Raw genomic sequence first — 13294 nt, forward strand, 5'->3', positions numbered from 1 at the left:
AGGGCGCGCCATCAAAACTTCTTTCGCACCGTCAATCGCACCACGCGGCCGAGGGGCTCGATTTCGTTGCGGCTATAGCCCGCAGGCACCGTCCCGTCTTCGCGCGTCACCCGGCGATACCCGGCCAGGAGATCGTTGATATCGACGGACAGTTTGAGCCCGCTCATCAAACCCTTCTTGGCCGGAACCGCGAATATGCGGTCGGGTTCGATGAAGGCCGAAAGATTGAGCTTCAGCGGCGGCTTGAAGACAAAGACTTCATCGCCGCCCCGCAATCGTCCCGAGCTGCTCCAGCTGCCGCTCAGCGTGCTGCCGATCCCCCGCCGGCCGATCGACGCCTGAAACGACAGGCTGTGAAGCGATTGCCCGCCGGCGCGCAGCAGGTCGATCACCGGGACGCCGGGATGCGTCAGAAGTTCATTTTTCAACCGCAAGCCGTGATCGAGCGACAGGTTGAGCTGCCACGGATTCGCGGCGGTTTCGCTTTGCCCTTCACCGCCCCCAAGCATCAGCCGGAGCGCGATGCCGGCGGACAGGTCGACATTGGTGTCACGCGCCAGGTTGATCGCGCGCGCGTCGACTGCAACGAGCCGCCCTTCCGCATCGCGCGTAACCCGTGCGGGGAACGCGGCCTCGATGGCGGGTGTCAGTTCGGGAAAGGCCGCCAAGCCCCCCTTTGCGACCGACTGGCGATAGCCAAGATTGAGCGTCAGCACCTCGTTGCCCAGCGGCCGCACCAGGGCCGTCAGCGTCACGCTTTGCCGGCGGCCACTCTTCAGGTCGGGATTGCCGCCGGTGATCCAGACGGGGTCGGCAATCGCCTGGCGCGCATAGTCGAAAACGCGAATGATCGTGGTAACGATCGGCGCATCGAGCTGGTCGAACGAGGGTGCGGCTTCGCTGAAATCGATCGTCCCGCGGAACAGGATCACCGGCGAGGGCGACCAGCTGATACTGCCGCCATATCCCTTCTGCGGCCGGCTGTCCGTCAGCAGCTGCGCGCTGGCCGACAGGTCGATGGTCAGGTCGCCCAGCCAGCCCGCTTCCGCACCGCCCGCGCGCGAAACCGGTATGCTGAGCGACATCAGCCCGTTCGACTGGCTGCGCGTCATGCTGTTCGAGGCGATTCGGTTGCCCGCGGCATCGCTTTGCCGGCTTTCCGCGCGATTGCGGCCGGTATGGGCGGTGAGATTCCAGGTGAGCGGCCCCGCCGGCAGATCGACGATCGTCTTTCGCACGTTGAGCCGGGCGCTGATATTTTCGCTTTTCGTCCGGGTGCGCGTCGCGATCATCAGCCCTTCGTCCCACTCGCCATAGGGATTGAATGCGGGATCGCGGTCGTCGATCAATCGCTGGACGCGCGCGACGTCGATACCGCTTTCGAGGAAATTGTCGGCGTGGTTGCGCAAATAGCTGATCGCGAGGCTGGTTTGCCAACCGCCGATACGCCCGTTCAGCATCAGCGACGCACCGAGCGAGGTGGAGCCGTTGTCAGAGCGAAGCGCGCGCTCGCCTGCAAAGGGCCGGGTCAGGACGATGTCGTCCGCAAAGGGCGACCAGGGATGGCCCGCGGGAACGACTACCGATGCCATCGGCAAACCCCGCTCCCCCCCGCTGTCGCTCCGGCCGGCATTGAGGTTCAGCGAGGCGGAAAAACCGCCCAGCGGACGCGTGACGCCGATCTTGACCGAGGCATTGCGACGCGACGATTGCAGCGTTTCGAAGCGGTTGGGATCGACGGGATGAAGCGCGCCGGCGGTCGCGACGAAGTCGTCGATGCGGGGCGTCCCCGTCAGCGCGCCGGACGGGAGGGCGGCGGCCGTCACCAGATGTCCGGCTGACCGGCTGAGCGCGGGGTCGATCTCTCCGCCGTCCGGGGCCGCGATGAATCCGACACTGTCGAATGTCCCGTCGCGCGGCGGGATATTGCGCGCAGTTTTGCGAAATGCGCTATCCGCGCCGATCCGCGCTTGCGCGTTCCAGCGCATGTCGCCGCTGATCGCGGTCCGCGTTGCCGACAGGATGCCGCCATATTGGCCGCCGGCCGTCGCAAAACTCGCGCCCGCGTCGGCGTTCAGCGTCGAGAAATTTTTCTTGAGCACCAGATTGATGACACGTTTTCCTGCGGGTTCGCCATATTGCGCTGCGGCCTCGGGCTTCAACACGGCGAGCCGGTCGAGTGCCTCGGCGGGATAGGTGAGGATCGAACGGTCGAAGCCTGCGGGCTTGCCGTTGATCAGCAGGACAGGCTCTTCACCGCCATCGTCTATAAAAGGGGCAAGCCGCTTCAGCAGATCCTGGATGCTGTCGGCGCCTTGACTGGCGATTTCCCCTTCGCCGAATTCGGTTTCGGCCGCGACCCTGGCTTCGCCGCGGCGACCGGCCGTGACGACGATCTCTGAATCGGCGGTGGCGGCGATCGTTGACGGATCGGGTCGTCCGGCTGCCGCGGCCGAATCCATTCCCGCGCTTTGGACAAGTGTTTGCGCGCGCGCCTGATCGACACCCGACGCGGCCAGCGAAGCCACTGCGATCCAGAGCTTCGGGGTCCGGAAAAGTCCGGGACAGCCGGGCGAGTCCGTCGCCCGCCCGCTACGCGCGCATCCTAGCAGCGCAAACTTGCCATCACGACGCAAAGGACAATCCCGAAACATCCTGCCTGACGCAAAAGGCAGGCGCCGTTAACGGGCGCCCGCCAGGTTGGGGCCGCCATCAGGAGTCGATGGCGGCCTCCGGGAGTGGTCGTTCAGGTGATGACGAGCGGCGTTGCGGGCGAAGTCTGGGTGAGGGTTCCCTTGATCTTGCAGTTGGGCTCCGTCCCGGGCGCGCTGGCGTCAGGGGTGTCCGACACGCCGTCCTGAAACTCGATCGTGCCGGCATTCCAGAGAGCCAGCAGATCGCCAGAACAGGAATCGGCAGGAATCGGGGGCATCGTCGGGATCGCCGGGATATTGGTTGTCACGCCAAGCATCTCCAGCACTGTGACCGGCGAGCCAAGCCCGTCGGTCGCGAAAGGGCCGCCCGTAAAGGTGATGCCCGTGCAAGGAAAAGCTCCGGAGAGGCTGGCCGACGAGGTGGCGACGCCGCCCGTCACGTTGATCGTGAGCGTCAGGCCGCAGGTCGTCCAGACGGGCAGGTTCTTCTTCACCTCGACCGAACCCGTGAACACATAGGTTCCGTCCGGAGAAAAAGTGGCGGCCTGGGCAACTGCCGGACTGGCAAGCGCAAGCGCAGTTGCGCAAAGGGCAATAATATTCTTCATATTATCTCTCCTGTTTACTGTTTGGATTTTATTTAAGCATCAATCGAATCGATGCATTTTGCTTTTTAGTATGGATTCACATCAGGTCAATACTGAATCTGATAAGTATTATACCTACTATTTAATTGGCAGCATTATCGGGCAACAACTCCCCCCTATAATAGACAGTGTAATGCCGTCTACTACATATGAATATTGATATTTTATTTGAACTATATTAATTGTTCCGATAAATTATCTTTTCCCATCCGAAGTAACAGTAAAAGTTCCAATATTATCATGCCCGCTCCCAACTTCTCCTCCGCTTACGCGGGAGGAGAAGTAAAGCCTGCGCTGGATCAGAAACGCTTCATGGCGCTGAACCCGATGATGCGCGGATCAAGCGTGAAGACGTTGGTACTGAGCAGGGAGTCGTCGCTGTTGGTGAAGAAGTCGGTGACCGGTGCGTCGTTGAACAGATTCTTGACATAGAATTGGAAGGTCAGATCTGAATCGGGCCGCGCCAGCGTCACTGCCACGTTGACATTGTCCCAAGCCTTCAGCCGGTCATATTCGGTGTTATAGACACGCGCGAAGCTCTTCGACTGGCGATAATAATCGCCGCGGACGGTGAGGTCCCAGTCGCCGAAGAAGAATGTATATTGCGCCCCGATATTGGCCGTGATCCGCGGCGAATTGGGCAGCTCGTTCCCGGCAAGATCGGCCTGGAAACCGCGTCCGCCGTTGGGCGCACCGCTGACCTGGCTCCGCCACGCATTGGGGTTCGCCGGATCATAGGGAACGATCGCGCCAACCTTGGTCGGGTCATAAGGCGCGAAGGGGTCGTAAGTGAAACCATATTGCTGCGCATAGAAGCCCGCCGGCTTGCTGGGGTCGAAATTGCCGAACCCGCTGGACTGGCCGCACAGCCCGTAGAGCGCGGCGCCGGCGGACGCGCTGTCATTCGCCGATCTTTGCAGAATCCGCTCGACATAGGCGCGCGGCGCGATGCAGTTCGAGGGGACCTGCAGGAAGGGACGAAGCAGAACCCAGTCGGGATTGCCCTGCGTGCGGTCCATCACGTCGATCGACCTTGCGCCCTTCTTCAGCCGCGTCTGCAGATAGCCGAGATTGGCATCGACGCGAAACGCGCGTGACGGGCGCCAGGCTGCCTCAAACTCCAGCCCCCAGCTCGTCGCATCGAAATTCTCGTTGAGCGCGATGCGGTCGACGATCTGCGAAACCTGATAACCGGTATAGTCATAGAAGAAGCCGGTGGCATTGAGCGTCAGCCGCCCGCCGTCGAAGCTGTTCTTCGTCCCGATCTCGAATGCATTGACATATTCGGGCTTGAAGGTCGCGGGAATGTCACCGAACTGGACATTCGTATCGCTAATCGCGGGGCGCGCCGGGTTGGCTCCGCCACCTTTGTAGCCATGCGACGCCGAGGCATAGATTAGCGTGTCGTCGGTGAACGCAAGGTCGGGTTTCCAGTCGACCACCAGTCGCCCGGTCGGCTTCGACCAACGCTGATCGATCGGGTCACTGGCCTGATATCCGCCGCTGATGCTCCCGCCGCTGGTGCCGTTCGCACCGCCCCCGAGGAGGAGCTGGCTCGGATAGAGCGTCGCGCTCTTGTCATCGCGCGTGAACCGCAGCCCGGCGGTGACCTTCAGTTCGTCGGTGACGTTCCAATAGGCTTCACCGAAGATCGCCCAGGATTTGGTCTGGACATTATTGCGGCTACGGAAATAATTATGCCCGTTTTCGTCGAGTGACGATATCGGATTAGGGTCGACATAGATGCAATCCCGATCCGTCACATCGGGCGGACAATCGCGATATTTGAACTCGCTCCCCGCTGCCGTACCGGTCGCCCGGTTGTACCGGTTATAGGCGATGAATGAATAGAGATTGTTGAAGACAAAATAGTCGTCTTGCGATTTGAAGTTCAGATAGTTGACGCCAAGGCTGAAATTGAGCGGTCCGTCGAACGCCGATTGCAGGCGAAACTCCTGCGACCATTGGCGATTGCGCGACCGGCTGAGATCCATCGACAGCATCCGGTCCGAGCAGCCGAGCTGCGGGTCGCAATATATCCCGCCCGGCGCAGCATATGACTGGTCGATCGGATTGGGACTGGGTCGCCCGGGAATGACGAGAGGCGGCCGGCCTGGTCGCGGGATGATGATGTCCGGCGTGCCCGGCAGCCCATCCATCAATCCCGATGTGTTCACGAACACGGGCGCCGAGACGAAACGATTATAGTCCTGCGACGAATAATAGCGATCGCGCGCATAGGCGGTCTGCGACACCAGCTTCAACCCGTCGCTGAGGTCGAATTCCATGTTGAGCTGGAAGACATCATTCTTCGCGCGGAAGACCGGATCGATGCTCGTTGCGATTTCGCGCAGGTTGCGCGATTGTTGGACCCCCGCGAACGGATCGCCGCGGACCAATCCGCGCAGAAGATCACTGCCGCGATAGCCCATTTTGACATAGTCGGTGGAGCCGGCGACGATAGCGGCATAGCCCCCCGCATTAGGCGCGCCATAAGATTGATCGTCATAGAGTGAAACGGGCAGGCAGCCCTGACTGAGCCGCGACCGCAAATCGAGTTCCTGGCGAGTGGCCGTCTCGTTCCGGGTCCCGTCGGGCACCCGGATACCGCCCACCGTCGCCGGCCCGGGATCGCGCGCGCATAACTGCTTTCCGGTGCGCGACCGATTGTCATCCTCGTCGAAATGCTGCCAGATCGCATTGGCGCGGAAACGGTCGCCCGGCTCCCACGCAATCGAGGCGCGCGTCGACCACAGCTCGCGGCCGTTCACGCGCTTTTCCGTAAAACTGTTATAGTCGAACCCGTCGCGGCTGGTCAGCGCACCCGCGACGCGCACCGCCAGCGTGTCGCCCAATGGCACGTTGACCATCGCCGATGCGCGCATCGTCTTATAATTGCCGACCTCCACCTTCGCATCGAGCCCGAAATCCTGAAGCTCGGGCAGCGCCGGTATCAGATTGACCACACCGCCGGTCGCATTGCGGCCATAGAGCGTTCCCTGCGGTCCGCGCAGCACCTCGACCCGCTGCATGTCGAAAAATTCGGATTCGAACAGGCGGTTGCGGATCAGCGGCGTGTTGTTGAAGCTCACCGCCACCGCAGGGTCGGTCGAGGCGGATACCGCCTTCGTCCCGATCCCGCGGATCGCGATGTTGTACATGCTGAAATTGCCCTTCGAGAAGTTCATGTTCGGAACCGCGCGAAGAAGTTCGGAGCCGCCCTCGATCTTGCGGTCGTCGAGCGCCGCGGAGGACAGCGCCGTAAGCGCGATCGGCACGTCGATGATCTTTTCTTCTTTCTTCTGCGCCGTCACGATGATTTCGCTGCCGTCGCTGATCTCCTGCCCCGGCGCGGCGGACGCGGCCGCGACCGGCGCGGCGCTCGCCATCTCGACCGGAAGCTGCGCGATCCGGCGCATCGGGCTTACGATGAAGATCTTGCCATTGCGCCGATAGGTCATGCCCGTCCCGCGCAGCAGTTCGCGGAGCGCCTCCTCGGCGCCCGACCGGTGCCGCAAGCCTTCGCTGCGCTTGCCCCGCACCGCCTTGCCGTCGAAAATCACCTGCGCGCCCGATGCACGCGCAAAAGCGCGCAATGCGCCGCCCAGATCCTGGGCCGGAATATCAAACTGCTGAACCTGGCGCACTTCAGCATAGGCAGGTGCCGACACGGCAACCAACGCGCCGAGCGCAAGACTCGACAACAAATAACGACGTTTTGACATACCCTCTCCCTCTATGCGAGGGATCGATATTGCTGCCCCTCTGTCATAAAGACGAACCACCCACAAGATTGCGCCCCGGATTTTTATCTTTGGTCCATTTTTTATTCGTCATTACTCAAATTTACAGTTTCGATAATGATTTTGCCGCCCTCTTCGTGCGCGGCCAACGGATAGAGCGACGTCACGCCCTTAACGAAACTGTCGGCGTCGCCCGCATCGAATACGCCATTGACGAGATGACGGCCGGCGGCCGCATCGCGAAGGACGATCGGCGATGCCGCGTACCGATTGACCCGCTCGACCGCATCGCTCAGCGGCATATCAACGAAATCGACCTGCCCCCCTTCCCATCCCAGCGAGCGCCCCGCATCGACGGGAAGGATTTCTGTCGCGCCCGATGAAAGGCTGGCGACCAGTTCCTGCCCGGGCAAAAGCTGGGTCGTCGCCTGCGCGACTGGTCGCCGCGCCTTGATATGCCCTGCGACCGCGCCGCGCGGAACGACGGCGACCTGTCCTTCAAACAACAGGACACGAAGCTGATCGCGCAGCAGTTCGACGCTGAAACTCGTCCCGATCGCCACCACCGATTGCGACCCCGCGGTCACGGTAAACGGCCGGAGCGGGTCCTTTGCGACGTCGAACTTTGCCCGGCCGCGATCGAGTATGATCGCGCGGCGATGGTCGGTGAAGGACACCGACATCTGGCTGGCGGCATCGAGCGAGACGCTCGACCCATCGTCGAGCCGGACGATCCGCCGCTCGCCGACCTCGGTGGAATAGACGTCGGGCCCCTCGCTCCAATACCAGGCGCCCATGCCCGTGACCATCGCGAGCGCGGCCATCGTCGCGATCGCCCGGCGGCGCGTCGGAGCGGGCTCTGCCGCGCGGCGCGCTTTTTCCATCGCGGTCAAAGCCTCGGCACGGAGCGACAGGAAGCCGGGCATTTCGGCGATCGCATCGGTTCCCTGCCACACTGTTACCATCTGCTCGAAATGGTGGGCGTGGCGCTCGTCCGCCGCCAGCCATTCGTCGAAGGCACTTTGTTCGCTGACGGTCAGCGCCCGGTCGGCGATGAGCAGGCACCAGGCGGCCGCCTGCTCCTCCCGCTCGGCGACGCGATCATTGTCATTCTGCGGAACGATCATGGCCGTCGCTCCATCCGGCGGGCCAGAAAAACGAGGGCGCGCGAAATATGCTTGTCGACGGTGCGGAGGTGAAATCCGAAATTATCGGCGATCGTCTGCTTCGGAATATTCTCTACCCGGTACAATATGAAAATCTGCTGCGTCGGCTCGGGAAGCGCCTGGATCGCGGCCCACAGGATCGAAATCGATTCGCGCGCCGAAGCGATCCGAAAGGGGTCAAAGCCGTCAACGCCGGCGCTGGCGTCGCTTCGTACCGCGTCCGCGAAGTTCCGGCGCACACGGTCGTGGCGCGCCCGATCCGTCACCAGATTGGCGGCGATCCGGAAAATATAGGCGGCACTCGTCTCTTCGTCGCCCCTTTGCGCGTTCGATAACCGCAAAAAAACCTCCTGGGTCATGTCTTCGGCTTCCGCGAGGCTGGCAACGCGTCGGGAAAAAAAGGCGATCAGCGGCGGCCGGAACTTCCGGGTCAACCGCTCCAGTTCGGAGGCGGGTTCCGCCGTCACGTCTCTCCCTTTTTTCCCTCTCCAAAAAACAAGACGGCTATCCGGGCCAAATGCGCCCCGTTTTTTTCGGCGCAGGCTCCCGCTCAAGTCGCGTAGAGGTCTGAATATTCAAATGCCCCGGCCCCTGATCTCCAGAAGATCGACACGCGCGCGGGAGAACAAGGCTACGTAACCGGTAACATTTGATTTTTTATCTAACTGAAGAAAGTATTGCCTGACAATCAAGGCGCCGCTGCTGCTCATCCACGGCAAGACGGTCGAGTTCGTGTCGGTCCCGCTCGCCGACCATTATTTCACGCGCCAGGCCGCTCGAATGACGTTGCTGACCTCGATCAAAACCTTTCTCGCCAAGCATAATCCGGCCGACTGACCCGCGGGGGCAATCGCAGACCATCGGCGGCTCCAAAATGGCGCCATCGCCGACCCTTCGCCGCTGTTCGCGCGCAGCCTTAACCGGCATCCCGATTATCGTGACCGAAAGCGGGGGCCATATCCATCTGATCCTGCCCGACCCGACCGAGCGGGCGGCCTGTTTCCGCATGCTCGCGGCGGGGTCCGAACGGATCGTACGCAGCTTTGCCAGCGCCGACGCGTGGATCGAAGCCGAGGGTGAGGATAGTTGCGGAATCCTGCTCTTTCACTGGCGCCAGCCCGGGCGAACCGGCGGCGCCGCGCTGCTCGACCGCGTCGCGGCGCGCGCCGCGATCGTCGCCTTTGTCGCCGCCGAACAGCTGAGCATCGCCGAATCGCGCGCGATCCTGCGCGGCGGGGCGCAGGATCTGCTTCCCGCGCCGCTCGACCCGCGCCTCGTCCGCCGCACGATCGATGCGGCGCTCGCCGACTGGCGCACACGGCAGCACGCGCTCGACCGGCACCGCGAGGCCGAGGCACGGCTGGCGGCGCTGACGCCGCGCGAGCGCGACATATTGGATGCGATCGCGGCGGGGCTCGGCAACAAGGCGATCGCGCGTCAGCTGGAACTCAGCCCGCGCACGGTCGAAGTGCACCGCGCGAATATCATGCGCCGCGCCGGCGCCGGCAATGTCGCCGAATTGCTCCGGCTCCAGTTCATCGCCGAGTTCGCGCGCGGCGCGCCGGGCAATCCGCTCCGTTTTGGCGCTTGATTGTGCAGGAGCCCCGGCCGGATGCGGCGCAGCGCGCCTATAAGGGACATGAACGGTGTACCGCCCTTGAGTTGGTCCCCATTGGCGCTGCCGTTCATCCGCATGGGGTCAACCCCACCTGATTCCATGCGAACGGGCCGGCAGGGGATGTTCCTCCCCTGCCGGCCCTATCTTATCCCGTGACCAGCGCACGCTGTTCGGCGCGGCCCATCGACAGCAGGATCGGGTCGGCCGCCTGCCGCGCCGCGAAATCGGCCTTGCTCCGGATTCCCTGCCAGCCGATGCCAATCAGCGATTGCGCAATCGCGCCGCCGAGCGTGTCGCCGGGCCCCGGCAGGATGATGACGTCGGGGGCATATTCCTTCACCGCGACCTGCACCGACAGCGCGAAATCATAGGGCGCGAGGATCTGGTGGCCGAAGGTATAATCCCACAGCATCGCCGGATCGCTCGCATGGCGCCGCCAGATATGCCCGCGCCCGTCGACCAGCGGCAGCGCGGGGCGGTGGAAGAGCGAATGCGGCAGTTCGGCCATCGCCTTGTCCGAGCTGCCGAACATCAGCGGGGTGTGGAAGGGGCCGTGGCCCGCGAGGCGCAGCGGATCGCGCCCCGGCGTCGGCGGCGCTTCGGCGAGGAGGGCGGCGAGCCCTTCCTCATTGCCCGCGAGCACGAGCATCCCGGCAAGGTCGATCGAGAGCGCGAGCGCGTGGCCAGGACGCGCGCCGATCTCGGCGACAAGGGCAGACAAAGTCTCGCGCAGCCCGGGCACCGGCCGCCAATCCTCGTCGACGACTTGCAGCAGGATTTGCCCGCCCGGCCCGTGCGTCTGGCTGTTGAGTCCCATCGCGTTCGAAATGCGAAAGCCGTCCTCGACCGAAACCGCGCCGCCGAGCGCGAGCGCGCTGTACCAGCCCATCGAATTGCCCGCGATCGCAACGACATCATATCGGTCGCGGTCGATGCTGAGCCAATCGAGCGCGGTTGCGGTGTAGATCAGCGGCGCCGCGACATCGCCGCGCATGTGCGTGCTCACGCTGAAGCGGTCGGCGCCATCGAGTTCGCTCACCGTCGGCTGGCCGCGCTCGCGGCGCTGCGCATCGAAATTCGCGATCAGCGCGCCGAAGCGTGCGCCGTGCAGCCGCGCGATGCTGCCAAGCTCGCCCTTGCCATAGGTGCCGCGACCCGGCGCGACGACGATCGCGGTCTTCCGCGCGCTCATGCCAGCAGCTCCTTCGCGGCGGCATAGATGGAATCGCGGCTCGGCAGGGTCAGCGTGGCCGCGCGGCCCAAGGGGATGAAGCTGTCGTCGGCGGCGATGCGCGCGAGTTTCTTGCCCGGGGTGCGCTCGACGAAGGTCGCCATCAGCGCCTCGCTCTGCGATCCGGTGATGCGGCATTCGTCGACGATCAGGATGCGGCTGGCATCGCCGACCGCAGCGACCAGCTTCTCCTCGTCGACCGGGCCGAGCCAGCGCAGGTCGATCACGCGTGCCTTGACGCCGTCGGCGGCGAGCAATTTCTCGGCCTGACGCGACAGGTAATAGCCATTGCCATAAGTGACGATCGCCAAGTCGGTGCCGTTGCCATGCACCCCGACGTCGCCGAAACGGACCGGCGTGCCCGAGCCCGGCGCCTCATAGGCGCTCGTCCACAGGCCATCGCCCTCTTCGTGCAGGTCGCGCGTCATATAGAGCGCGATCGGTTCGACGAAGACGACGACGCGCTGTTCCTCGCGCGCGAGCCGCACGCACTCGCGCAGCATCGCGACCGCATCGCGCCCGTTCGACGGCACCGCGAGGATGACGCCGGGAATGTCGCGAAAAACCGCGAGGCTGTTGTCGTTGTGGAAATGGCCGCCGAAGCCCTTCTGATAACCGAGCCCCGCGATGCGCAGCACCATCGGGTTGGTATATTGCCCGTCGGAGAAGAAGCTGAGCGTCGCCGCCTCGCCGCGGATCTGGTCCTCGGCATTGTGGACATAGGCGAGGAACTGGATCTCGGGCATCGGCAGGAAGTCGTTGTGCGCCATGCCGATCGCGAGCCCGAGAATCGCCTGTTCGTCGAGCAAGGTGTTGATGACGCGCGCCGAACCGAAGCGCTGGTGGAGCTTCGCGGTGACGTTATAGACGCCCCCCTTCGGCCCGACATCCTCGCCCGCGACGATAATTTCCTTGTGCGCGAGCATGAGGTCGGCGAGCGCCCAGCTCAAAAGCCGGGCCATATGCTGCGGCTTGTCCATCGCGCCGGCGTCGCTGCCGAACATCGCCTTGCGGTCTTCGTCGGTCGGCGTGTTGACACGAGCGACCTCGCGCTTCGGCGGGATCAGGCTTTCCATCACATGCTTCGGGGTCGTGATCTTCGGGCGCAGGATCGCCGCCTCGGCCTGCCGCGCGAGCGTGCCGCCGATCTCCTCATAGGCGTCGGCGATCTCGGCGGGCGACATCCAGCCATGTTCGGCCATCAGCGCGGCGCCCGCGAGCAGCGGATCTCGCGCCTCATCGGCCTCGATCAAGGCTTTGGGCAGATACGCGCCCTGCACGTCTGAGCCGGCGTGGCCATAGAGGCGCACCGTCGCCATATGGAGGAAGACCGGCTTACGGTATCGGCGCGCATAGTCGGCGGCTTCGGCAGCCCCGGCATAGGCCGACACCAAATCGGTGCCGTCGCATTTGATATAGTGCAGCCCAGCGCGGTGGCGGAACTGCGCCTCGATCCAGCCCGTCGGGGTACGCGTCGAAATCCCGATACCATTGTCTTCGCAGAGGAAAATGAGCGGCATCGGCGAACCCTGGAACGCCGCCCAGCCCGCGGTGTTGAACGCGCCCTGCGCGGTCGAATGGTTCGCCGACGCGTCGCCAAAGCTCGTCAGCACGACGGCATCATCGGGCAGCGGCAGCCCGGTCATACCGAGGCGGCGCGCGATGCCGATCGAGAAGGCGGCGCCGACCGCTTTGGGCAGGTGCGAGGCGATCGTCGAGGTTTGCGGCGGGATATTGAGCGGCTTCGATCCGATCACCTTGTGCCGTCCGCCCGAGATCGGGTCTTCGGACGACGCGGCGAAGCTCAGCAGCATGTCCCACGTCGGCGTCCCGCCGGGAAGCTGGCGCGACCGGTGGAGCTGAAACGCGTTCGAGCGATAATGGAGAAACGCCATGTCGGTGACGCGCAGCGCCGCGGCGACCGCGGCATTGCCTTCGTGCCCCGACGATCCGATCGTATAAAAGCCTTCGCCGCGCGCCTGCAAATGGCGCGACAGCCGGTCCATCTGGCGGCTGGTCAGCTGCGACAGGAAGATATCGGTCGCCTCGGCGCGCGACAGGCCGACCACTGCGGGATCGGGCGCGTCGGCGCGATCGGGCAATCGTCCTTCGGCCAGCGCCGCCAGGAATTTTTCATGCACCGCCTGCGCTGCGTCCACCTTGGTCCTCCGTCTGATATTGTCGCGCGCTAGAACGGGGTAGTTTCGCACGCAAGCATGTCTTGCCTTCCCGACG

Annotated in this window: 8 protein-coding genes; 1 reads left to right on the forward strand and 7 read right to left on the reverse strand. The window is 63.8% G+C overall.

Features of this window, described 5'->3' with window-relative positions; translation table 11 throughout:
* Positions 1–11: 11 nt before the first annotated feature.
* The 5 genes from ACTJI5_RS06100 to ACTJI5_RS06120 form a co-directional block, all read right to left on the reverse strand.
* Positions 12–2528, reverse strand: coding sequence for a hypothetical protein (locus ACTJI5_RS06100; RefSeq protein ID WP_440859706.1), 2517 nt, complete (start codon positions 2526–2528; stop codon positions 12–14).
* 218 nt (positions 2529–2746) lie between these two features.
* Positions 2747–3262: a hypothetical protein gene (locus ACTJI5_RS06105; RefSeq protein WP_440859707.1), complete on the reverse strand. Its 516-nt coding sequence runs from the start codon at positions 3260–3262 to the stop codon at positions 2747–2749.
* A gap of 338 nt (positions 3263–3600) precedes the next feature.
* Positions 3601–7026: a TonB-dependent receptor domain-containing protein gene (locus ACTJI5_RS06110; RefSeq protein WP_439512228.1), complete on the reverse strand. Its 3426-nt coding sequence runs from the start codon at positions 7024–7026 to the stop codon at positions 3601–3603.
* A 101-nt stretch (positions 7027–7127) separates the two neighbouring features.
* Entirely contained in the window at positions 7128–8171 is a 1044-nt protein-coding gene (locus ACTJI5_RS06115) for a FecR family protein (protein ID WP_440859708.1), read from the reverse strand.
* Positions 8168–8764 carry an RNA polymerase sigma factor gene (locus ACTJI5_RS06120; protein ID WP_310250294.1) on the reverse strand — a complete coding sequence of 199 codons (597 nt, stop codon included), beginning with the start codon at positions 8762–8764 and terminating at the stop codon, positions 8168–8170. Before ACTJI5_RS06120 ends, ACTJI5_RS06115 begins: the two co-directional genes overlap by 4 nt.
* 383 nt (positions 8765–9147) lie before the next feature.
* On the opposite strand from ACTJI5_RS06120, the gene ACTJI5_RS06125 reads away from it, so the two are divergent.
* Positions 9148–9801, forward strand: a complete 654-nt coding sequence (locus ACTJI5_RS06125; RefSeq protein WP_440859709.1) for a response regulator transcription factor — start codon at positions 9148–9150, stop codon at positions 9799–9801.
* Between the two features lie 172 nt (positions 9802–9973).
* Here the strand turns inward: ACTJI5_RS06125 and ACTJI5_RS06130 are convergent, their stop codons facing one another.
* Together ACTJI5_RS06130 and ACTJI5_RS06135 are read right to left on the reverse strand one after the other, a co-directional pair.
* Positions 9974–11020 (reverse strand): ACP S-malonyltransferase, encoded by a 1047-nt coding sequence (locus tag ACTJI5_RS06130; RefSeq protein ID WP_440859710.1) that lies wholly within the window; start codon positions 11018–11020, stop codon positions 9974–9976.
* Positions 11017–13218 (reverse strand): thiamine pyrophosphate-dependent enzyme, encoded by a 2202-nt coding sequence (locus ACTJI5_RS06135; protein WP_440859711.1) that lies wholly within the window; start codon positions 13216–13218, stop codon positions 11017–11019. The genes ACTJI5_RS06130 and ACTJI5_RS06135 overlap by 4 nt, the downstream gene beginning before the upstream one ends.
* Between the last annotated feature and the right edge of the window lie 76 nt (positions 13219–13294).

The sequence above is a fragment of the Sphingopyxis sp. 22461 genome (assembly GCF_052044915.1).
GTDB lineage: Bacteria > Pseudomonadota > Alphaproteobacteria > Sphingomonadales > Sphingomonadaceae > Sphingopyxis.